General features: G+C 64.5%; 19 protein-coding genes. 5 read left to right on the top strand and 14 right to left on the bottom strand.

The genetic code is table 11. The annotated features are described in order from the left end of the window. Positions 1–37: 37 nt before the first annotated feature. The 3 genes from ACLB6G_RS12630 to ACLB6G_RS12620 form a co-directional block, all read right to left on the bottom strand. Positions 38–862, bottom strand: a complete 825-nt coding sequence (locus tag ACLB6G_RS12630) for a ferredoxin--NADP reductase (protein ID WP_410356795.1) — start codon at positions 860–862, stop codon at positions 38–40. A 338-nt stretch (positions 863–1,200) separates the two neighbouring features. After that, complete coding sequence (locus ACLB6G_RS12625) at positions 1,201–2,073, bottom strand: amidohydrolase family protein (protein WP_410356540.1); 873 nt, start codon at positions 2,071–2,073, stop codon at positions 1,201–1,203. A gap of 39 nt (positions 2,074–2,112) precedes the next feature. After that, positions 2,113–2,868, bottom strand: a complete 756-nt coding sequence (locus ACLB6G_RS12620; RefSeq protein ID WP_410356539.1) for a crotonase/enoyl-CoA hydratase family protein — start codon at positions 2,866–2,868, stop codon at positions 2,113–2,115. 164 nt (positions 2,869–3,032) lie between these two features. Between ACLB6G_RS12620 and ACLB6G_RS12615 the strand changes: the two genes are divergently transcribed. Beyond that, positions 3,033–3,503: a MarR family winged helix-turn-helix transcriptional regulator gene (locus tag ACLB6G_RS12615; RefSeq protein WP_410356538.1), complete on the top strand. Its 471-nt coding sequence runs from the start codon at positions 3,033–3,035 to the stop codon at positions 3,501–3,503. A gap of 15 nt (positions 3,504–3,518) precedes the next feature. On the opposite strand, the gene ACLB6G_RS12610 is transcribed toward ACLB6G_RS12615, so the two are convergent. The 5 genes from ACLB6G_RS12610 to ACLB6G_RS12590 form a co-directional block, all read right to left on the bottom strand. Next, on the bottom strand, positions 3,519–4,487 hold the full coding sequence (locus tag ACLB6G_RS12610) for a peptide ABC transporter ATP-binding protein (protein ID WP_410356537.1): 969 nt from the start codon (positions 4,485–4,487) through the stop codon (positions 3,519–3,521). Next, the gene (locus ACLB6G_RS12605) at positions 4,484–5,488 is read right to left on the bottom strand and encodes an ABC transporter ATP-binding protein (RefSeq protein ID WP_410356536.1); all 1,005 of its coding nucleotides are present in this window, start codon (positions 5,486–5,488) and stop codon (positions 4,484–4,486) included. The genes ACLB6G_RS12610 and ACLB6G_RS12605 overlap by 4 nt, the downstream gene beginning before the upstream one ends. Positions 5,489–5,492: 4 nt before the next feature. Further along, entirely contained in the window at positions 5,493–6,395 is a 903-nt protein-coding gene (locus ACLB6G_RS12600; protein ID WP_410356794.1) for an ABC transporter permease subunit, read from the bottom strand. Positions 6,396–6,425: 30 nt separating this feature from the next. Continuing rightward, positions 6,426–7,430: an ABC transporter permease subunit gene (locus ACLB6G_RS12595; protein ID WP_410356535.1), complete on the bottom strand. Its 1,005-nt coding sequence runs from the start codon at positions 7,428–7,430 to the stop codon at positions 6,426–6,428. 91 nt (positions 7,431–7,521) lie between these two features. Next, the gene (locus ACLB6G_RS12590) at positions 7,522–9,111 is read right to left on the bottom strand and encodes an ABC transporter substrate-binding protein (RefSeq protein WP_410356534.1); all 1,590 of its coding nucleotides are present in this window, start codon (positions 9,109–9,111) and stop codon (positions 7,522–7,524) included. Between the two features lie 72 nt (positions 9,112–9,183). On the opposite strand from ACLB6G_RS12590, the gene ACLB6G_RS12585 reads away from it, so the two are divergent. Both ACLB6G_RS12585 and ACLB6G_RS12580 read left to right on the top strand, forming a co-directional pair. Beyond that, the gene (locus tag ACLB6G_RS12585) at positions 9,184–9,489 is read left to right on the top strand and encodes a hypothetical protein (protein ID WP_410356533.1); all 306 of its coding nucleotides are present in this window, start codon (positions 9,184–9,186) and stop codon (positions 9,487–9,489) included. Positions 9,490–9,509: 20 nt separating this feature from the next. After that, positions 9,510–11,087, top strand: coding sequence for an ABC transporter substrate-binding protein (locus tag ACLB6G_RS12580; RefSeq protein ID WP_410356532.1), 1,578 nt, complete (start codon positions 9,510–9,512; stop codon positions 11,085–11,087). 75 nt (positions 11,088–11,162) lie between these two features. On the opposite strand, the gene ACLB6G_RS12575 is transcribed toward ACLB6G_RS12580, so the two are convergent. Then, a complete protein-coding gene (locus ACLB6G_RS12575; protein WP_410356531.1) occupies positions 11,163–13,346 on the bottom strand; it encodes a ComEC/Rec2 family competence protein in 2,184 nt (727 codons plus the stop codon). A 323-nt stretch (positions 13,347–13,669) separates the two neighbouring features. Between ACLB6G_RS12575 and gltX the strand changes: the two genes are divergently transcribed. Next, positions 13,670–15,091, top strand: coding sequence for a glutamate--tRNA ligase (gltX, locus tag ACLB6G_RS12570; protein WP_410356530.1), 1,422 nt, complete (start codon positions 13,670–13,672; stop codon positions 15,089–15,091). Positions 15,092–15,279: 188 nt separating this feature from the next. Further along, positions 15,280–16,569, top strand: coding sequence for a citrate synthase (gene gltA / locus ACLB6G_RS12565; protein WP_410356529.1), 1,290 nt, complete (start codon positions 15,280–15,282; stop codon positions 16,567–16,569). Between the two features lie 80 nt (positions 16,570–16,649). Here gltA and lpxB read toward each other — a convergent pair whose 3' ends face one another. The 5 genes from lpxB to lpxD are packed head-to-tail and all read right to left on the bottom strand — an operon-like array spanning position 16,650 to position 21,036. Further along, complete coding sequence (gene lpxB / locus ACLB6G_RS12560) at positions 16,650–17,804, bottom strand: lipid-A-disaccharide synthase (protein ID WP_410356528.1); 1,155 nt, start codon at positions 17,802–17,804, stop codon at positions 16,650–16,652. Continuing rightward, on the bottom strand, positions 17,801–18,679 hold the full coding sequence (locus ACLB6G_RS12555; protein WP_410356527.1) for an LpxI family protein: 879 nt from the start codon (positions 18,677–18,679) through the stop codon (positions 17,801–17,803). Before ACLB6G_RS12555 ends, lpxB begins: the two co-directional genes overlap by 4 nt. Next, positions 18,666–19,499 (bottom strand): acyl-ACP--UDP-N-acetylglucosamine O-acyltransferase, encoded by an 834-nt coding sequence (gene lpxA, locus ACLB6G_RS12550; protein WP_410356526.1) that lies wholly within the window; start codon positions 19,497–19,499, stop codon positions 18,666–18,668. The genes ACLB6G_RS12555 and lpxA overlap by 14 nt, the downstream gene beginning before the upstream one ends. Before the next feature lie 9 nt (positions 19,500–19,508). Continuing rightward, positions 19,509–19,982 (bottom strand): 3-hydroxyacyl-ACP dehydratase FabZ, encoded by a 474-nt coding sequence (gene fabZ, locus ACLB6G_RS12545; protein WP_410356525.1) that lies wholly within the window; start codon positions 19,980–19,982, stop codon positions 19,509–19,511. Continuing rightward, complete coding sequence (gene lpxD / locus ACLB6G_RS12540; protein WP_410356524.1) at positions 19,975–21,036, bottom strand: UDP-3-O-(3-hydroxymyristoyl)glucosamine N-acyltransferase; 1,062 nt, start codon at positions 21,034–21,036, stop codon at positions 19,975–19,977. Before lpxD ends, fabZ begins: the two co-directional genes overlap by 8 nt. Between the last annotated feature and the right edge of the window lie 6 nt (positions 21,037–21,042).

Below are 21,042 nucleotides of genomic sequence, written 5' to 3'. Positions count from 1 at the left end.
GAACCCGCCTTTTCGTTCACACCATGCGGTGCCTTGCTCAATCGACGAAAGCCCGTTCGACGACATAGTCGCCCGGCTTGGAATTGGCGCCCTCGACGAAGCCGCGCGCTTCCAGGATGGCCTTCAGGTCCTTGTTCAGTCCCATCGAGCCACAGATCATCACACGGTCCGTTGCCGGGTCCAAAGGCGGCTGGCCGAGCTTCTCGAACAGTTCGCCGCTCTCGATCAGCGTGGTGATGCGGCCCATCTGCGAGCTTTCCTCACGTGTCGTGGTCGGGAAGTGAACGAGCTTGGCGCTGGCCTCCTCGCCGACAAGGATGTCTTCCTTCGCCTGCGACACGAGGTCGTAGCCATATTGCAGTTCGGCCTTGAGGCGGCAGGTGTGGGTGAGGATCACCTGCTCGAACTTCTCGTAGACCTCCGGTTCGCGGATCAGCGAGGCAAAAGGCGCGATGCCGGTGCCGGTCGAGAGCATGAACAGGCGCTTGCCCGGCAGAAGTGCGTCAACCACAAGTGTGCCTGTCGCCTTCGGCTTCATCAGAACGGTGTCGCCGGGCTGGATCTTCTGGAGATGTTCGGTGAGCGGGCCGCCGGGCACCTTGATGGAAAAGAACTCGAGTTCCTCGTCCCAGGCCGGGCAGGCGACGGAATAGGCGCGGAAGACCGGGCGCGCAGCATTCGGCAGGCCAATCATGACAAATTCGCCGGATCGGAAACGGAAGGTTTTCGGGCGCGTGATCCGGAAACGGAAGAGCCGGTCCGTATAATGCTGCACCATCGTCACGGTCTCGGCGTGGCAATTGGCCGGGATCGGAAATTCGCCCGTCTTCTCCATCGTCTGCGCCGCTTCCACGCCTGCCATCCTGTCCATCCTTCTCTTGGTCTGCCGTCAGATCCGCAGGGAAATGACCGCCGGAAACTAGACGAAAACCGCCGGTCCCGCATAGCATTTCCACCCGCGCAGTGCACGTCCGGGGAAAAAGAATTCGGCAAAGCCTGCCTGGCGAAAACCGAAATTCCCGCTGCACCTTATGACACGGCCTGTCAGGCGGCGACCTGACGCAGATCAAACCATAAGCGGATAGCGCGCAAAAGCCATCGGCTGCGCGCACGTCGCAAGGCGCCCGATGCGGGCGATGGAGAGCGTCCTGCGTCTCTCCTCGACGGGCGCCGGAAACGCTCCGTCTCCGGCAGCCTTGCTCAGAGAAGCCCGAGCAGCTTGCCGGCATTCTCCTTGAGGATCTTCGGCCTGACCTCGTCCTTGATGTCGATCTTCTCGAAATCGGCAAGCCAACGCTCCGGCGTGATCATCGGCCAGTCGGACCCGAACAGGACCTTGTTCTTCAGGATCGAGTTGCAGTAGCGCACGAGGATGGGCGGGAAGTATTTCGGGCTCCAGCCCGACAGGTCGATATAGACGTTGGGCTTGTGCTGGGCGACGGCCAATGCCTCTTCCTGCCAGGGGAAGGAGGGATGCGCCATGATGATCTTCATGCCGGGGAAATCCACCGCCACGTCATCAAGATACATGGGATTGGAGTATTTCAGGCGCATGCCGTTGCCGCCGGGCATGCCGGAACCGACACCGGTCTGTCCGGTGTGAAAGAGCGCGATGCAGCCGGCCTCCTCGATCACCTCGTAAAGCTCGTAGGCCATGCGGTCGTTGGGATAGAACCCCTGGAAGGTGGGGTGGAACTTGAAGCCCTTGATGCCGAAATCCTCGATCAGGCGGCGCGCCTCACGCACGCCCATCTTGCCTTTCCACGGGTCGATCGAGGCAAAGGGGATGAGGATGTCGTCGTTTTTCGCGGCGATCTCTGCCACTTCCTCGTTCCTGTAGCGCCGGTAACCCGTCTCCCGTTCGGCATCGACGGGGAAGATCACGGCCGCGATGTTCTGCTCGCGGAAATGGGCCGCGGTCTGCTCGATGGTCGGGGGATGGCTCCACGGCGCACCGAAATATTTCGCCATCGTCGCCTGCAGGTCATCATAGCCGTCATCGGGGTGGCAGCCGCAGGGCTCCTCCGCATGGGTATGAATGTCGATTGCGCGGACCTTGGTGATGTCGACCATGACGGGCCTCCCTGCCCTGGATGGAAATGTCAAAGCGGATCAGCGGAAGCTCGGATCGCGCTTCTGCAGGAATGCCTGGAGGCCTTCGACGGCATGCGGGCTGGTCTGGGTCAGCGCCGCGCACAGGCTTTCGGTAAAAAGGCCGCCGGCCTTGTCCATGTCCTCGATGCGCGCCAGCGCCTGGATCATGACGTAGTTCGACAGGGGCGCATTGTCGGCGATCTTGCGCGCCAGGTCCATCGCCATCGGCAGGGCCTCGCCCTCCCCGACGCTGTAGTGGGTCAGACCCAGCGCAAGGCCCTCGGCGGCATCGTACTTGCGGCCCGTGAGCATCATCTCGGTCATGCGGTCGGCCCCGATGATCCGGCTGACGCGCACCGATGCGCCGCCGCCGACATAGATTCCGCGCCGGCCTTCGGGAAGCTGGAAGATGACGGAAGGCTCGGCGACGCGCACATGGGTGGCGGTGGCCAGTTCCAGTCCGCCGCCGATGACAGCGCCCGTCATGGCGGAGACCACGGGCAGGCCGCCGAACTGGATCGTGTCCATGATCGCATGCCAGTTGCGCGAATGGCGCATCGTGCCTTCCGCATCGCGCTGGACGTGTTCCGAGAGGTCGAGGCCGGAACAAAAATGCCCGCCGCGGCCACACAGGACCGCCACCTTGACGCCATCGGGAACCTTGCGGAAAAACCCGTCGATCCGCTCCAGCAGCTCGTCACACATGGCGTTGCGCTTCTCGGGACGGTTCATCGCGAGCACCGCGATGTCGCCCTGGATATCGATGTCGAGCATGGAAACTCCCGTCATTCCGGCACCCTTCGGGCGCTTGTTGCCCAAATGATTGCCAATCGAAACTATTATGTCAATAAACTATATGCGGCAACGCCGTTTGCGATTTCCCTTTCCGGCGTATAGTCAGGCGCACCGGGTTCGCGATCAGGCAGGGATGTGCGCGCATGTTGGATTTCCAGGAGATGCCGGGATTCCTGATCCGGCGCCTGCACCAGATTTCCGTCGCGATCTTCCTGGAGGATCTTGCCGCAATGGACTTCGATCTCACGCCCGTCCAGTTTGCCGCCCTCAACGCGCTGGAAGTCCATCCGGGCATCGACCAGGCGACGCTTGCCGGCCTCATCGCCCATGACCGCGTCACCCTGGGCGGCGTGGTCGACCGCCTTGTCCAGAAGGGGCTCGTGGTCCGGTCGGTCAATCCGCAGGACCGGCGTGCGCGCCGGCTGCATCTGGCGCCTGCGGGAAAAGCCATGCTCGAGGCCGTCTTGCCAGTGGTCGGCAAGGTGCAGGACCGCATCCTTTGCGGCCTCGACGAGAACGAGCGTGCGTCCCTGCTGGCACTTCTCAAGAAGGCGGCCGGGAACGCCAACGGGATGAGCCGGGCACCCTTGCGCACCGGTCCGGCCGGGCAATGATGCGCGCGGCCGGCGTCAGCGCTGTTCCGCACCGTCGACGGGGTTGTAGCAGGCGACGCGATGGGCACCGGAACCTTCCAGCGGCGGTTCGACCTTGCGGCATTCGTCCAGCACCCGCCAGCAGCGCGGATTGAACGGACAGCCTGGCGGAGGATTGAGCGGCGACGGCAATTCGCCTTCCAGCTTGATCCGCTTGCGCGCCGCGGCCGGGTCCGCCGAGGGTGTCGCCGACAGAAGCGCGACGGTGTAGGGGTGTTTCGGATTGGCGAAGACCTCCTCGGCCGGTCCGGTCTCCACCGGCTTTCCGAGATACATCACCATGATGTCGTCGGCGATGTGGCGCACCACCGACAGGTCATGGCTGATGAACAGGTAGGCCAGGCCGAATTCCTTCTGAAGGTCCATCAGGATATTGAGAACCTGCGCCTGGATCGACACGTCGAGCGCGGAGACCGGCTCGTCCAGCACCAGCAGTTTCGGATTGAGCATCAGCGCGCGGGCAATGGCGATGCGCTGGCGCTGGCCGCCGGAGAACATGTGCGGATAGCGTTCATAGTGCTCGGGCCGCAGGCCGACGCGCTGCATCATCGCCTGTGCCTTGCTGCGGCGCGTTTCAGCCGAATCGCCGGTATTGATCCTGAGCGGCTCTTCCAGGATCGCGCCGATCTTCTGGCGCGGGTTGAGCGAGCCGTAGGGATTCTGGAAAACGATCTGCACCTTGCGCCTGAGGTCCGGATCACCGGCCTTCACCGGCTTGCCGTCGATCAGCAACGTGCCTTCCGTCGGTTCCTCGATCATGGTGACGAGGCGAGCGAGGGTGGACTTGCCGCAGCCCGATTCGCCGACCACGGCCAAGGTCTTGCCCGCTTCCAGCGAGAAGGACGCGCCATTGAGTGCCTTGACCGTGGCAGCATCGCGAAACAGGCCCCGGTTGACCGTGTAGTGGCGTTTCAGTCCTGACGCTTCGGCTACGACCGCGTTCATGCCTTCACCTCCGCCGTCTTGTCCGGATGGCCTTGCGGAACGCCCTTGACGAGCGGGTAGTTGCACAGCGCCAGGCCGAGTTCGCGGCCCTGCCGTTTCGCACCGCGCCGGCACGCTTCGGTGGCGAACGCGCAGCGCGGTTCGAACAGGCAGCCGGGCGGCCGGTCGCCCTGCCCCGGAACCACGCCGGGGATGGAGGGCAGCCGTCCGCGGCGCAGGGCCCGCTCCGGCAGGGCCGAAAGCAGGGCAGCGGTATAGGGATGATGCGGGTCGTCGAACAGGCCTTTCACGTCCTGCTCTTCAACCTTCTGCCCGGCATATTGCACCTGCACGCGCTCGGCGGTTTCGGCCACCACGCCCATGTCGTGGGTGATGAGGATGAGACCCATGCCCTGCTCGCGCTGGAGACGGACCAGAAGATCGAGGATCTGCGCCTGGATCGTCACGTCGAGCGCCGTCGTCGGTTCGTCCGCGATCAGCAGTTTGGGATTGCAGGCCAGCGCCATGGCGATCATCACACGCTGGCTCATGCCGCCGGAAAGCTGGTGCGGAAACTGCGACAGGCGATCCTCCGGCGCCGGGATGCCGACCAGTTCGAGCAGTTCGATGGAGCGGGCGCGCCGCTCGGCACGGCCCATGCCGAGATGAAGCCGGAGCGTCTCGCCGATCTGGAAGCCGACCGTGAAGCACGGATTGAGGCTGGACATCGGCTCCTGGAAGATCATCGAGATGTCCTTCCCGACGATCTTGCGCCGGTCGCGCGCGGAAAGCTTCAGCATGTCACGGCCGTCGAAGCGCATGGCGTCCGCCGTCACCGTCGCTGTCCAGGGCAGCAGGCCCATCAGGGCAAGCATGGCAACCGACTTGCCGGAACCCGATTCGCCGACCACCGACAGGATCTCGCCCTTGTCACAGGTCAGGCTCACCCCGTCGACGGCCTTGAACGGACCGGATGAGGTCTTGAAGGTGACGGTCAGGTTTTCGATCTCGAGAAGGGCCATGGCGTCAGCTCTGCTTGAGTTTCGGGTCGAGCGCATCGCGCAGGCCGTCGCCCATCAGATTGATGGCGAGCACGGTGACGAGAATGGCAAGGCCGGGAAATGTGACGACCCACCAGGCGCGCAGGATGAACTCGCGCGCGTCTGCGAGCATCGTCCCCCACTCCGGCGTCGGCGGTTGCGCCCCCATGCCGAGGAAGCCGAGCGCGGCGGCATCGAGGATGGCCGAGGAGAAGGACAGCGTTGCCTGGACGATCAGCGGCGCGAGGCAGTTGGGCAGGATGGTCACGAACATGAGGCGCAGACGCGAGGCGCCCGCCACGCGCGCGGAGACGACATATTCGCGCTCGCGCTCCGACAGCACCGCGGCGCGGGTAAGGCGCACGAAATGAGGTTGCAGGATCAGCGCAATGGCGATCATCGCATTCATCAGGCCCGGACCGAGAATGGCGACGAGCACGAGCGCCAGCAGCAGCGAGGGGAAAGCCAGGATGACGTCCATGACGCGCATGATGGCCGTGTCGATCCATCCGCGGAAGAAACCCGCGATCAGGCCGATCAGGACGCCCACGCTGACCGACAGTGTCACGACAACGAGGCCGATGAACAGTGAATAGCGCGCGCCGTAGATCAGCCGGGAAAGGACATCGCGGCCGACCGCATCGGTTCCCAGGAGATAGGTCAGTTGTCCTCCATCCTGCCAGAACGGAGGCATCAGCAGCGCCTCGCGGTTCTGCAGCGACGGGCTGTGCGGCGCAAAGACCGGTGCGAAGATCGCGATGATGGCGATGATGGTAAAGACGTAAAGGCCGATCACCGCGCCCTTGTTCTGGGAAAAGTAGTACCAGAACTCCTTGAGCATGGCGCGCCGCATGGCGCCGGCGGTCACGGTCGCAGGGGTATCCTGCATGGCTTCGGTATGGACCATGAGCCTGTCCTCCTAGCGCCGGATGCGCGGATTGATGAGCCCGTAGAGCACATCGACCAGCAGATTGACGATCATGATGATGGCGGCGATCAGCAGCAGTCCGCCCTGCACCACCGAATAATCGCGCTTGAACACCGAATCGACCATCCACTTGCCGATTCCCGGCCAGGAGAAGATCGTTTCGGTAAGGATGGCGCCGGCAAGGAGCACGCCGACCTGGAGGCCGATGGTGGTGACGACAGGGATGAGCGCATTGCGCAGCGCGTGCAGCCCGATGACACGCATTGGCGGCAATCCCTTGGACCGGGCGGTGCGCACATAGTCCTCGCCGAGCACTTCCAGCATGGCGGAGCGCGTCTGGCGGGCGATGACGGCCAGCGGGATCGTTGCGAGCACGATGGTCGGCAGGATGAGATGGCTCACCGCGGATGCGAAAGCGCCCTTCTGTCCCGAAAGGAGGCTGTCGATCAGCATGAAGCCGGTGACGGGCGGGAAGAAGTAGAGCAGCGAGATGCGGCCCGAGACGGGGGTCCATTGCAGCACGCCGGAAAAGAAGATGATCAGCAGCAGGCCCCACCAGAAGATCGGCATGGAATAGCCGACGAGGGCGACGCCCATGATCGACTGGTCGAACCACGAGCCGCGCTTGACCGCGGCGAACACGCCGGCGGGAATGCCGATGGCCGTGGCGACGATGATGGCGCACAGAGACAGTTCGATGGTCGCGGGAAACAGCGTGAAGAACTCTTCCAGAACCGGCCGCTTGGTGACGATGGACGTGCCGAAATCGCCGCTCAGGATGTCACCGACATAGTCGAAGTACTGGACGATGATCGGCTGGTCGAAGCCGTAAAGCTGCTGAAGCTCGCGGTAGCGCTCTTCCGACATGCCCCGCTCGCCGGCCAGCAGCATGATGGGATCGCCCGGCAACATGCGGATGAAGGCGAAGGCCACGATGGAGACGCCGACAAATGTCGGAACCAGCAGGGCCAGACGGTAGAGGAAGAAACGAAGCATGGGTCAGAACGCCGTCCCGTGAGCCATGAAATGATCCGGACAGCCGGGGCGGTTTTGCGCCCCGGCTGTCCGAAGGTTCAGGTCCGAAGGTTTATTCGGCGATGTCGACGCCGTCGAACCAGTGCCCGCCGAGCGGATCCATGACGTAGCCGGTCACGTTGGAGCGCATCGGCATGAACACCACCGAATGGGCGATCGTGGCCCACGGCGCTTCCTGCTTGAAGAGCTCCTGCATCTTCATGTAGATCGCCGCGCGTTCTTCCTGCGTGCCGGACTTGGCCTCGATGAGCATCTTGTTGAACTCTTCGTTGCACCACTGCGCGCGGTTGGCACCGCCCACGCCGTCACATCCCAGGAGGCCCAGGAAGTTGTCCGGATCGCCGTTGTCGCCGGTCCAGCCGAGCAGGACCGCACCGTCGCGGTCTGTCGCCTTCGAACGCTCCAGATACTCGGCCCATTCATAGGACACGATCTCGACATCGACGCCGATCTTGGAGAAATCCTCCTGCATCAACTCCGCCATGCGGCGGGCATTCGGATTGTAGGGGCGCTGCACCGGCATGGCCCAGATCTTGAGGCTGAGATCTGAGACCCCGGCTTCCTCGAGCGCCTTTTTCGCCGCTTCCGGATCGTAGGGATCATCCTTGAGACCGTCGTTGTAGCCCCAGATGGTCGGCGGAAGCGGTGCCTTGGCAATCGAGCCGGAGCCCTGGAAGACGGCATCCATGATCGCCTGCTTGTTGATGGCCATGTTCAGCGCGCGGCGGACTTCCGCGCGGTCGAACGGCGCCTGCTGGGTGTTGTAGGCCAGATAGCCGACATTGAAGCCCTGCTGCTCCATGACCGTCACGTCCGGATTGTCCTTGAGCGACTGGACGTCGGCCGGGTTCGGATAGGGCATGACGTGGCACTCGCCGGCGAGCAGCTTCTGCTGGCGGACGGAGGCTTCGGTCGTGATCGCGAAGACGAGATCGTCGATCGGCTGCTTGCCGTTCCAGTAGTCGGGGAATGCCTTGTAGCGGATGACCGCGTCGGGCTGATAAGCGACGAAGCTGAAGGGTCCGGTGCCGACCGGCTTCTGGTTCAGGTCGGAAAGCGCGCCGCCGTCCTGCAGCTTGTCGGCGTACTCTTTCGACACGATGGAGGCGAAATCCATCGCCATGTTCGCCATGAACGGCGCCTCGGCGCGGTTCAGCACGAACTTGACCGTCATGTCGTCCACCTTCTCGATGGATTTGATCAGGTCAGGCATGGACATGTAGGAAAAGTATTCCCAGCTCGCGCCCTCGACATAGGCGTGGAAGGGATTGTCCTTGTTGAGCTGCCGCTCAAAGGAGAAGATCACGTCATCAGCGTTGAGTTCGCGCGACGGCGTGAAAAAATCGGTCGTGTGGAACTTCACACCCGGCCGGATCTTGAAGGTGTATTCCATGCCGTCGTCGGACACTTCCCAGCTTTCCGCCAGGCCTGGCACGACTTCGGTCGTTCCGCGCTTGAATTCGACCAGACGGTTGTAGACCGGCTTGGACGAGGCGTCGAACGTCGTTCCGGCGGTGTACAGCGCCGGATCGAAACCTTCCGGAGAGCCTTCAGAGCAGTAGACGAGCGTCTTGGCGGACGCCGCCGTGGCAAAACCCGCGGCAAGGATGGTCGCGGCGAGCAAGGTCTTCATCGGTTTCATGTGATCGAGTGCTCCTCTGTTTCATGTTCGTTGTAGCCCATTGCCAGGCTTTCCCGTCATTGAGATGCGGGCATGTTGCACGAAAACCGCGCAACGATAGTCGCAGGGAAACCTATTATCGCTGATAAAGCAATCACCTTGCTGATGACCGAGCGGAAGTATCGCAAAGCCGCCGCCTTGCCCTGCATGTGCGAAGTGGCCGCCTGCAGCTCCGGCAGCCACGACAGCGCCTGGATGACCGGCTGGAATCCGGGGGCTGCATGGCATGCATCCGGGCAGGAAACCTGGATTGCGGCCCCGGATTCGCCATTCCGGAAACATTGTCCTATCCTCCTGACAAACCCTGCCATGGCGTCCGCCGGTGCCGGTTTCCAATGAAAAGACGATAAGGAGAGGACATGACCAAGCGAAACAACACGGGACTTCTGCTGCCGAACCGCCGCCGGTTCCTGGGAACGAGTGCAGCCGTTGCCGGGATGGCGATGGCCGGAACCAGCCTTTTGCCGGGGCTGGTCCGGGCCGAGCCGAAAAAGGGCGGGACGCTGCGTGTCGCCAAGGGGCATGGCGCGACAACCGACAAGCTCGATCCGGCGACCTACGAGAACGGTTTCATGACCGCGCTGTCCTACGGCACGCACGGCTTCCTGACAGGCTTTGCCCGGGACGGCTCCATCGAACCGCAGGTGGCGGAAAGCTGGGAGCCTTCCCCGGACGCCAAGACCTGGCGCTTCCGAATCCGCAAGGGCGTGACGTTCCACAACGGCAAGACCGTGACACCCGACGATGTGGCCACCTCGATCAACTACCATCGCGGCGAGAAGTCCACCTCCGCCGCGAAACCGCTCCTGAGCGCTATCACCGACATCAAGGTTGACGGCGACGACGTGGTGTTCACGCTCGATGCCGGCAGCGCCGACTTCCCGGCCGTCTTCGCCGACTATCACCTGGCCATCCTGCCGCCCGGCGACGACCGCGGCGTGGACTGGAAATCCGGTATCGGCTGCGGACCCTACAGGCTCGCCAATTTCGACCCCGGCGTTTCGGCCAGTTTCGAGCGCAACAAGGACGACTGGAACCAGGACCGCGGCTTCTTCGACGCGATCGAATTGCTGTCGATCATAGACGTCAATGCCCGCACGACCGCGCTCATCTCCGGCGACGTCCACGCTGCCGACCGGCTGGACCTCAAGACGATCGGCCTGCTGGAGCGCAATCCGAAGCTGACGATCCATTCGGTGGCGGGCAACCAGCACTACACCTTCGCCATGTCCACCAACAAGGATCCCTTCACCGACGTTCATGTCCGCCGCGCCATGAAGTACGCCGTCAACCGGGAAGAACTGGTCGAGAAGATCCTGTTCGGTTACGGATCGGTCGGCAATGATCATCCCATCGGGCGCGGCCAGCGCTATTTCAACGACGAGATGACGCAAACCGCCTACGATCCCGACAAGGCGAAATTCCACCTGAAGCAGGCCGGTCTCGACAGCCTCGACGTGACGCTGTCGGCAGCCGAGGCCGCCTTTGCGGGCGCCGTGGATGCTGCGGTCCTCTACCAGAATTCCGCCAAGCCCGCCGGGATCAATCTCAAGGTCAACCGGATGCCCAATGACGGCTACTGGGCCGATGTCTGGATGAAGCATCCCTTCAGCGCCGTCTACTGGAGCGGCCGCGCCGTCGAGGATGCGATGTTCAGCACGGCCTATGCCTCGGGCGTCGCCTGGAACGATACGTTCTGGGACAATGCGCGCTTCAACGAACTGCTTGTGAAGGCGCGCGCCGAACTGGACGAGGAAAAGCGCCGCCAGATGTATTACGAGATGCAGGTGATCCTGAACGAGGACGGCGGCGCCATCATCCCGATGTTCGCCAACTGGGTCTTCGCAACCGGTCCCGAAGTGGTCACCGGGGACGAGTTCTCGTCCGTCTGGGACATGGACGGCGAACGCTGGATGGAGCGCTGGTCCTTCGCCTGAGTCCTGTCCTGCATCCAGGCCACGACAACGGGCATCGCGCGCAGGCGCGGTGCCTTCACCCCCAAGCCGCCCCCTTCATCCGTCGTCATCTGGTTTCCATTCGTCCAGGCCCCGCGCCGCCCGTGACCATTGCCGGTGGCTGTGCCAGGGCCGGTAAGGCCGCGAAATCGCGTATTCGACGGTGACGCCCCTGCCCTTGCGGTGAAGCCGGAACGCCGCCGATCCCGACAGCGCGAGGTCGCGCGCTGTCACGACCAGGGCCGCGCGCCGGCCGGTGCATCGCGGTGCGCCGGACGGCTTGCTGTAAAGGATGAGGCGGGCAGTCGCGCAGGCCTCGCGCAGGACACCGGGATCGCCGGTCTGGACGATCCAGCCGCCCCGCACCGCTGCCAGACAGAGCCGCTCATCGCAGATAAAACCGGTGCCGTCTCCGGCTGGCGGTTGCGCCAGCAGTGCCGTCAGGTTTCCGCCTGAATGGCGTTCGGCGGAAAGGACCGCCTTGGCACCCGCGGCCCGGCTCCAGTTTTCCCGGAGGAAGCCGGAAATGCGATTGCGGTTGAAGGCAAGTGCCCCACCGGCATCACGCAGCGCCAAGGTCTTTGCGTCGTCGGCGATCCATCCGTCCGGCACGTCAGCGCCCTTGTAGGTCAGAATGGCGGCCAGGAAAAACGGCAGGGCGGCAAGGCGCAGCCGGGTCGTGAGAACCGTCAGCAGGACCAGCCCGGCCGTGGCGAGGATGAGCGTTGCGGCGGGCAGCATGCCGGTGCCGTCCGCGCCCGTGCGTGCGGATACCGCGCGGGCGATCTGCAGGACAAGGCCGATGCCCTCGCCCATCAGCCGGAAGAGGATGCCGTCCAGATCGAACGGGATCAGCAGATGTGCGACCAACGCCGACGGCATGACAACGAGCGAGACCACCGGCATGGCCAGCAGGTTCGCTACGGGCCCGAGCGGCGCATAACGCTGGAAGTGGTACGCGCCGTAGAGACCTGTCGCGGCACCGGCGATCGCCGATGTGAAGAGCAACGCTGCCGCGAAGCGCAACAACCAGCCCGCCGGACCTTGCAGCCGGCCAGCCTGCCTGGCCATCCTGTGTTGCTGGACAGCGGCATAGGCGGCGACCAGCGCCGCGGTTGCGGCAAAGGACATCTGGAACCCCGGTCCGGCGATCTCGTGCGGATTGAGCGCCAGGATGACCAGTGCCGCTATGGCGATGTTGCGCATCGTCAGCGCCATGCGGTCGGCATACAGCGCGACCAGCATGACAGCGAGCATCACATAGCTTCGGCGCGTGGCGACGGCGCCTCCGGATATCAGGAGGTAGCCGGTCACGGCCAGCAGCGCGGCAAGCGCGGCGTGCTTGCGGACGGGATGGCGGGCCGCGAAACCGGGAAAGGCGGCCATGATGGCGCGCAATCCGCCTGCGACAGTTCCGGCGACCAGGGCCATGTGCAGACCCGATATGGCGAGGATATGGGCCAGACCGCTGGTCCGCAAAGCCTCCGCGTTGGTCTCGGAGATGCTTCCCTTGTGGCCGGTCACGAGGGCCACCGCGATTTCCCCGTTCTGGCCTGGGATGCGGGTGCGGATCCGTTCGGCCAGCGCATGACGCAACCGGGCGATCACTGCCTGCAGCCCGTCCGCGCCGGCCTGCCGGACGATCTCGGGCCTGCCAAGGACGAATCCGGTGGCGCCGATGCCGTCGAAATGGCTTTCGAAGGAGAAATCATAGCCGCCGGGCCGGACCGGTCCGGGCGGTTGCATCAGCCGGACGCGGGCGCGGAAACCGTCGCCGGCCTCCGGGAGCCGGTCCGAGGCGCGTGTGGTGATGCGAACCTTCCCGGGCAGGTATCGCAGGCTTGGCCGGCTTGAACCGGCCGTCTCGACAATGAGCCGCATGCGTTTGCCGCTCAACCGTTCCGCCATGGCAATGCGACCGGTCAGGGTGGTGGTGACGGCGCTGCCAAGGGTGACCGCGGCGCCGCGTCCCGCTTCCAGCTTTGCAGCCGTGATCCCGCAGATCACCGTTAGCACCGCGGCGAGAAGCAGCCTCAGCCGCGCCCGCCCGCGCGCAAGCCAGAGAAAGAGCGACAGGACGGCCGCCCCCGACACGAGGGCGGAGAGGTCCGGCTCCACATGGAGAGCGAAATAGATGGCCGCGCCTGCCCCGAAGCCCAGCGGCAGGCCGAGGAACATCAGGCCGCGATCGATCTCCAGAGCAAGGTCGTGGCGCAGGGAACGGACAACGGCCGGAAGCACGAGACGGTCTCGCCACCTGTGCCACCCGTCCCGGCGCGGCCGGCTTGCAGGCAGGGTCGACGGCCGGATTGCCGGAAGAGTTGCGCTCCCCGTTTCCTCCGGCGCCGCCACGGGCGGCGAAAATCCGTTGCCATGCAAACGGGGACGGGCCGCATACATGGCCCGTTCGTCATTCACCCCTTTGTCCGCCCCCGTGGCCAACCGCCAGCGCCTTCCGGCCAGCACTTGCGCCCCACGGCCCCTATGCTACATGGAGCGCACGTTTTTTCCAGCCCGCTTGTCCCCCCGGCATCCGGGCTCCCATTCTAACGGACCGGCTTGTCATGACCAAACCCGTCGTCACCCGCTTTGCGCCCTCTCCCACCGGCTACCTGCACATCGGCGGCGCGCGCACCGCGCTTTTCAACTGGCTTTATGCCCGCCATACGGGCGGCACGATGCTGCTTCGCATCGAGGACACCGACCGGGAACGCTCCACCGAGGCCGCCACGGCCGCGATCCTCGACGGGCTCTCCTGGCTGGGTCTCGGCTGGGACGGCGAACCGGTGTCGCAGGCCGCACGCGCGGCGCGCCATGCCGAAGTGGCCCATGCACTCGTCGAGGCGGGCAAGGCCTATTATTGCTATTGCTCGCAGGAAGAACTGGCGGAAATGCGCGAGAAGGCCCGGGCCGAAGGCCGGCCGCCGCGCTATGACGGCACCTGGCGCGACCGCGATGCCGCGCAAGCCCCGGAAGGCATCGCGCCGGTCGTGCGGATCAAGGCGCCGCTCTCCGGCGAGACGCTGGTCGCCGACAAGGTGCAGGGCGATGTGCGCTTCCCCAACAAGGATCTCGACGACTTCATCATCCTGCGTTCCGACGGCACGCCAACCTACATGCTGGCGGTGGTGGTGGACGATCACGACATGGGTGTCACCCACATCATCCGCGGCGACGACCATCTGACCAATGCCGCCCGCCAGACCATCATCTACGATGCCATGGGCTGGGACGTGCCGGTGATGGCGCATATCCCGCTCATTCACGGCCCGGACGGTGCCAAGCTTTCCAAGCGCCACGGCGCGCTGGGCGTGGAGGCCTATCGCGAGATGGGCTACCTGCCGTCCGCCATGCGGAACTACCTTGTCCGACTCGGCTGGAGCCATGGCGACGACGAGGTGATGAGCCTGGAGAACATGATCGCCTGGTTCGACATCGCCGACATCAACAAGGGCGCGGCCCGTTTCGACTTCAAGAAACTGGAAGCGCTGAACGGCGTCCACATGCGCAACATGGATGCCGACGACCTGATGGCGGTGTTCCTGGATACCCTGCCCCACCTGCCTGCCGGGCCGGCTCTGGCGGCAAGACTGGACGAGACACGCAAGGCCCAGCTTCTGGCCGCCATGCCGGGGCTCAAGGAGCGCGCCAGGACGCTCAACGAACTGGCCGACGGCGCCGGCTTCATCTTCGATGAACGGCCGCTGGCGCTGGACGAGAAGGCCGCCGGCATTCTCGACGCCGATGCGCGCGTCCTGCTGACCGGGATCCTGCCCCTGCTGGAACAGGCCGATCCGTGGTCGGCGGAAACCACCGAGGCGGCCGTTCGCCGGTTCGCCGAGGAAAAGGACCTCAAGCTCGGCAAGGTGGCCCAGCCGCTGCGCGCGGCGCTGACCGGACGGGCAACGTCGCCCGGCGTGTTCGACGTGCTCGCCGTGCTGGGCCGGGAGGAAAGCCTGGCGCGAATTGCCGACCAGGCGGCGTGAATGCCCTGTTTTTCATGACCTTGAGGCCGGTTCAGGCCCTTCGCCGCAAGACAAAAGGCTTACGCTGGGAAGGCTGGAAACGGGACCGCCATGCTTGGCAGACTGTCTAAAATGGGATAGCTACTCAGCCAACATTTTTGCAATGCAAAATCGTTTGTTGGCGTCGATCGTCACGAAAGGAGACCTGAATGAACGAGAAAACCGCAAAACTCGAAGTAGGCGGCGAAACGATCGAATTGCCGGTCCATTCAGGGACAATCGGGCCGGATGTCATCGACATCACTGCGCTTTACGCGAAGACCGGCAATTTCACCTACGATCCGGGTTACACGTCCACGGGAAGCTGCGAATCCAAGATCACCTATATCGACGGTGACGAAGGCATCCTGCTGCATCGCGGCTATCCGATCGAGCAGCTCGCCGAGCACGGCGACTTCATGGAAACCTGCTACCTGCTGCTCTACGGCGAACTGCCGACCAAGGAGCAGAACGACGACTTCCACTACCGCATCACGCGCCACACCATGGTGCATGAGCAGATGAGCCGCTTCTTCACCGGCTTCCGCCGCGATGCCCATCCCATGGCCATCATGTGCGGCGTGATCGGCGCCATGTCGGCCTTCTATCATGACTCGACGGACATTTCCGATCCGCACCAGCGCATGGTCGCCTCGATGCGCATGATCGCCAAGATGCCGACGATCGCGGCCATGGCCTACAAGTACCACATCGGCCAGCCCTTCGTTTATCCGCGCAACGATCTGGATTACGCCTCCAACTTCCTGCACATGTGCTTTGCGGTGCCGTGCGAGGAATACAAGATCGACCCGGTGCTGGCGCGCGCCATGGACCGCATCTTCATCCTTCATGCCGACCACGAGCAGAATGCGTCCACCTCGACGGTCCGCCTCGCCGGCTCGTCGGGCGCCAATCCGTTTGCCTGCATCGCTGCCGGCATTGCCTGCCTGTGGGGTCCGGCCCATGGCGGGGCCAACGAGGCCGCGCTGAACATGCTCTCGGAAATCGGTTCTGTGGACCGCATTCCGGAGTTCATCGCGCGGGCCAAGGACAAGAACGATCCGTTCCGCCTGATGGGCTTCGGCCATCGCGTCTACAAGAACTACGATCCGCGCGCCAAGATCATGCAGAAGACCTGTCACGAGGTGCTTGAGACACTTGGCATCAAGGACGATCCGCTGCTCGACGTGGCCATGGAACTGGAGCGGATCGCGCTGACGGACGAGTACTTCATCGAGAAGAAGCTTTATCCGAACATCGACTTCTATTCCGGCATCACGCTGAAGGCGCTGGGCTTCCCGACCAACATGTTCACCGTCCTCTTCGCCGTGGCCCGCACCGTCGGCTGGATTGCACAGTGGAAGGAAATGATCGAGGATCCGCGCCAGAAGATCGGACGCCCGCGCCAGCTCTATACCGGTGCGGCGCAGCGCGACTATCTGCCGGTGACCGAGCGCTGAAGCTGCGGCAAGACACGGGACGGAAAAAGCGCCTTTCGGGGCGCTTTTTTCTTGCCCGGATGAAGCGGTCCCGCCGCCGTTCAGCGTTCCATCAGGGAAGCGACGACACCGGCCGCGATCTCGCCCGAAGGGCGCTCCGTGGCCATCCGGTCGCGGATCGTTTCAAAGCCCGCGATCTGGGCACTGCGCGACGGCGTCTCGCTCAACAGCGCCGAAAGGTGACGCGCCGCATAGTTTGGCCGCAGCATGAACTCGTAAAGCTCCGGCACAACCGGATAACCGGCGATCAGGTTCGGCAACGAGGCCGACCAGGCTGTTATGAGACGCCGCAGGAGACGCGCGATCATGTCGGTCTGGTAGCAGGAAACCAGCGGGATGCCCGCAAGGGCCAGTTCCAGCGTCACCGTTCCCGATGCCGCCAGCGCAGCGTCAGTCCGGGCGAACATGGCGCGCCGGGCATCCTCGCCCGTCGCGATTTCAGGCCGGATGTCCCAATCACGCGTCATGTCGCGCACCATGGCCTCCACATGGGGAACGGTCGGCAGAAGCAGGTCCGGCGCCGGTCCCAGTTTCGCCAGTTCGCTGACAGTCTCGCCGAAGAAGGGCAGCAGCGACTTCACTTCCGAGCGGCGCGAGCCGGGCAACAGGCACAGCACGGGACTGCGCGGATCGAATGATCGTTCAAGCCGGGCCTGCCAGGCCTGCTCCAGGCCTCCGTCACGCACCAGCTTGTGCCCGACATAGGTTGCCGCCGGCCCGCCGAGCCGTTCCAGCGTCTCCGGCTCGAACGGCAACAGGCACAGCACATGGTCCACATAGGCCGTCATGGCGGGCGCGCGGGCGGGCCGCCATGCCCAGACGGACGGACAGACATAATCCACAACCGGCACGTCCGGACAGGCCGCGCGCAGCTTGCGGGCGACGCGATGGGTGAAGTCGGGACTGTCCACGATGAGCAGCAGGTCCGGTTTCGCGGCAGCCAGATGGGCGGCGGTCTGACTGATCCGCCGGATGAGACCGGGCAGCCGCGCGATCACAGCGGTAAAGCCCATCAGCGCGATTTCACCGGGGTTGAACAGGCTTTTCAGTCCGCGTGCGGCGAGGTGTTCCCCGCCGACACCGGTCAGTTCGATGTCGCGTCCGGTCAAGCGCCGCAAGGCATCGACAAGATCGGCGGCCAGCAGATCGCCCGACTCCTCGCCGGCAACGACGCCCAGGCGGATCGGCCGGTTCACAGCATGTCCTCCCGCACGCCGACGACGTAAAGGCCCAGCCTGTCGGCTTCCTCCCGGATACGCCCGGCTTCCAGCAGAAGCGAGCGTCCCGCCTCCACCGCAATGCCGGACAGGCCCGCGGCATGGGCACTGATCACGGTCTGCGGCCCGATGGACGGCAGATCGGCCCGCTCGTCCTGGCCCGGCTTGGCGCATTTCACCAGCACACCGCGGCGTGTGGTTGTGAGACGGCCATGGTTGCGCATGTCCCGGGTACGTTCCAGCAGGCCCTCGGTCCCCTCGATCCCTTCAAGCGCGATGGCGCGACGCCCGAAGGCGACAGCGGCCTGACCGATATCCAGCGCCCCGATGGCGCGCGCCGCCTTGAAACCGGCGGTAATGGCGGTCCAGTCGTCCTTTCCGGGCGTGACGGCCCCGAGCGTTCCCTCAGGGCATAGCAGGCGCGGCATGATCTCGTGTGCACCGACAACCGTGATGCCTTCGTTCTCCATGAAGGTCGTGACGATCCGCAACAGCGCGTCATCGCCCGCGCCAAGCGCCCGGATTCCGCGCGGCAGCAGGCGAAGCAGGCCGAAGGTCAGCCGGATCCGGTACCATTTCGGCCGCCGCGAAACACCGCCGGCAAACACGACATGGCGCACACCATGACCCTTGAGCAGCTTGGGAAGTCCGCCGAGCGCCTCGATATCGAGTATGGCATCGGCACGGGCGGGAACGGAGCGGTCCGCCTCGCCCTTGATGGCGATCAGGACCGGCTTGTTGCCCTCGCGTTCGAGTTCATCGGCCAGGACTTCCGGCAAGGCGCCGCTTCCAGCGACGATGGCGATTTTCCGGCCCGACAGGACCGCCGGCCGTTCCGTCTCATGATTCGTCATCGGCTTCGTCCGGCACCCCGCGCCCGCTCACCGGAGGCATGACGAACTTGCGCCGGGCGTCGCTGGTCATGAACGCAATGACATCCATCACGGCCGCGCTGCCGGCAAACGCCTGCCGGGCCCGTTCGATATTGTCCTGCAAGGGCGTGGCGGGATCGAAGATCATCTTGTATGCGGCGCGCACGGAGCGGATCTCGTCGCGCGCCATGCCGGACCGGCGCATGCCGACGATGTTGAGCCCCCGCAAGCGTGCACGATTGCCCGTGACCATGCCGTAGGGGATGAGGTCGCGCTCGACTCCGGTCATGCCACCGACGAAGGCATGATGACCGATCCGGACAAACTGGTGCACCGCGGCAAGGCCGCCAAGAATGGCTGCATCGCCAACCTGGCAATGGCCGCCCAGGACAGCGCCCTGGGTGAGCGTGACGCGATTGCCGATATCGCAATCATGGGCGACGTGGGAAAAGGCCAGGAAATGGCAATCGTCGCCGACCGTGGTCCGCCCGCGTGCCGTATCGGTCCCCGTATGCATGGTCACGCCCTCACGGATCGTGGCATTGCGCCCGATTTCCAGTGTCGTCGGCCCGCCCTTGTGGGCATGGTTCTGCGGCTCGCAGCCAAGAACCGCGCCGGGAAAAACCCTGCATCCCTGTCCCAGCGTGGTATGGCCCAGGATGGTGACGCCGCTGACCAGTTCCACATTGTCGCCCAGGGTGACATTCGCACCGACATGGCAAAACGGCCCGACGATCACGCCCTCCCCGAGCCGGGCGCCCTCCTCGACGACGGCCGAAGGATGAATGCGCATTTCACCCACGCCGGGCACTCACGCGTGTTCCGGAACGGTCATCATGGCGGAAATGACAGCTTCCGCCACCTTGGCGCCGTCCACCTTCGCCTCACAGGCGAACTTCCAGATCGAACCGCGCTGCTTCTGCTTGAGCACGTGGATCTCAAGGCGGTCTCCGGGAACGACCGGCTTGCGGAACTTGGCATTGTCGATGGTCAGGAAATAGACGACGCTCGGTGCGTCACCGTCCGTGCCCGTGGCGGAATTGATGCAGATCGCGCCGGCTGTCTGGGCCATTGCCTCGATGATCAACACGCCCGGCATCACTGGCGCTGCCGGAAAATGACCCTGGAAGTGGGGCTCATTGGCGGTCACGTTCTTGATGCCAATGGCCGACCGGTCGCCATCGACCTCAATGACCCGGTCGATGAGCAGAAACGGATAGCGGTGAGGCAGAAGTTTCATCAGGCGCAAGATGTCGAAGGTTTCCAGCGTCGTCGTCTCACTCATCGTCACCATCCTTCTTGCGAGGTCCCTCGGAAAGGGCCTTCAGCGCTGCAATCTGGCGGAAAAAACGCTTGGCCGGCATGGCTGGCGCGCCGACCCATTTGTCGCCGGCGGGCATGTCATGCATGAGCCCTGAAGCGGCGCCCAGTTGCGCCCCGTCTCCGAGTGTCAGGTGATCGGCAATGGCCGCGCGGCCACCCAGCATGACGTAATTGCCGATCGTGACAGACCCGGATATCCCGCATTGCGCGGCGATGGCGCAGCAGCGGCCGATCTTCACGTTGTGCCCCACCTGGACCTGATTGTCGATCTTGGTGCCCTCGCCGATGACGGTATCGCCAAGCGCGCCGCGATCAATCGTGGTATTGGCGCCGATCTCGACATCGTCCTGCACGACAACGCGGCCGAGTTGGGGAACCTTTTCCATGCCCGCGGGACCGGGAATGTAACCGAAACCGTCCTGCCCGATCCGGACACCGGGATGGATGATCACGCGGTTGCCGACCAGCGAAGCGATCAACGAAGCGTTCGGGCCGACGAAACAGTCCCGGCCGATGCGGCAGCCGGGGCCGACGACAGCGCCCGGACCGATGACCGTGCCTGTCCCGATCTGCGCACCGGCGCCGATGACGGCCCCCGCCTCGACGATCACGCCCGGCTCAAGGGCTGCCTGGGCATGGACGAAGGCCCTGGCCGAGATGCCATTCTCGCCGGTCACGGGTTCCGGGCGGACGGCGGACGGATAGAGCGCACGGCCGGCCTGGGCGAAGGCCCGATGCGGCTGTTTCACCACAAGGGCAACCACGCCCGAAGGCACGTGCGCCACGAGTTCGTCGGAGACCAGCACGGCGGCGGCGGCGATGCCGTCGAGAAGATGCCGGTTGCGCCGGCCCTCGACAAAGGCGAGATCGCTGGCGCCGCAGCGGTCCGCCGAAGCCAGCCCGCCAATGACGGCATCCAGGTTGCCACCGTTCGACTCCAGCCGGGCGCCGCACATGGACGCCATGTCAGCCACAGTCAGCGAACGCGCCATGTGAAAGAAGGCGATGTCTGTCATGCCTTT

The sequence above is a fragment of the Zhengella sedimenti genome (assembly GCF_046506625.1).
Taxonomy (GTDB): domain Bacteria; phylum Pseudomonadota; class Alphaproteobacteria; order Rhizobiales; family Rhizobiaceae; genus Zhengella; species Zhengella sedimenti.
The sequence above is the reverse complement of the archived record's forward strand: the minus strand, read 5'-3'. Positions and strand labels throughout refer to the sequence as shown.

What these genes read in the sequence shown, in the direction of transcription:
- ACLB6G_RS12630 (WP_410356795.1), bottom strand. Translation starts at nt 862, where the DNA reads ATGGCAGGCGTGGAAGCGGCGCAGACGATGGAGAAGACGGGCGAATTT.
- ACLB6G_RS12625 (WP_410356540.1), bottom strand. Translation starts at nt 2,073, where the DNA reads ATGGTCGACATCACCAAGGTCCGCGCAATCGACATTCATACCCATGCG.
- ACLB6G_RS12620 (WP_410356539.1), bottom strand. Translation starts at nt 2,868, where the DNA reads ATGCTCGACATCGATATCCAGGGCGACATCGCGGTGCTCGCGATGAAC.
- ACLB6G_RS12615 (WP_410356538.1), top strand. Translation starts at nt 3,033, where the DNA reads ATGTTGGATTTCCAGGAGATGCCGGGATTCCTGATCCGGCGCCTGCAC.
- ACLB6G_RS12610 (WP_410356537.1), bottom strand. Translation starts at nt 4,487, where the DNA reads ATGAACGCGGTCGTAGCCGAAGCGTCAGGACTGAAACGCCACTACACG.
- ACLB6G_RS12605 (WP_410356536.1), bottom strand. Translation starts at nt 5,488, where the DNA reads ATGGCCCTTCTCGAGATCGAAAACCTGACCGTCACCTTCAAGACCTCA.
- ACLB6G_RS12600 (WP_410356794.1), bottom strand. Translation starts at nt 6,395, where the DNA reads ATGCAGGATACCCCTGCGACCGTGACCGCCGGCGCCATGCGGCGCGCC.
- ACLB6G_RS12595 (WP_410356535.1), bottom strand. Translation starts at nt 7,430, where the DNA reads ATGCTTCGTTTCTTCCTCTACCGTCTGGCCCTGCTGGTTCCGACATTT.
- ACLB6G_RS12590 (WP_410356534.1), bottom strand. Translation starts at nt 9,111, where the DNA reads ATGAAACCGATGAAGACCTTGCTCGCCGCGACCATCCTTGCCGCGGGT.
- ACLB6G_RS12585 (WP_410356533.1), top strand. Translation starts at nt 9,184, where the DNA reads ATGTTGCACGAAAACCGCGCAACGATAGTCGCAGGGAAACCTATTATC.
- ACLB6G_RS12580 (WP_410356532.1), top strand. Translation starts at nt 9,510, where the DNA reads ATGACCAAGCGAAACAACACGGGACTTCTGCTGCCGAACCGCCGCCGG.
- gltX (WP_410356530.1), top strand. Translation starts at nt 13,670, where the DNA reads ATGACCAAACCCGTCGTCACCCGCTTTGCGCCCTCTCCCACCGGCTAC.
- gltA (WP_410356529.1), top strand. Translation starts at nt 15,280, where the DNA reads ATGAACGAGAAAACCGCAAAACTCGAAGTAGGCGGCGAAACGATCGAA.
- ACLB6G_RS12555 (WP_410356527.1), bottom strand. Translation starts at nt 18,679, where the DNA reads ATGACGAATCATGAGACGGAACGGCCGGCGGTCCTGTCGGGCCGGAAA.
- fabZ (WP_410356525.1), bottom strand. Translation starts at nt 19,982, where the DNA reads ATGAGTGAGACGACGACGCTGGAAACCTTCGACATCTTGCGCCTGATG.
- lpxD (WP_410356524.1), bottom strand. Translation starts at nt 21,036, where the DNA reads ATGACAGACATCGCCTTCTTTCACATGGCGCGTTCGCTGACTGTGGCT.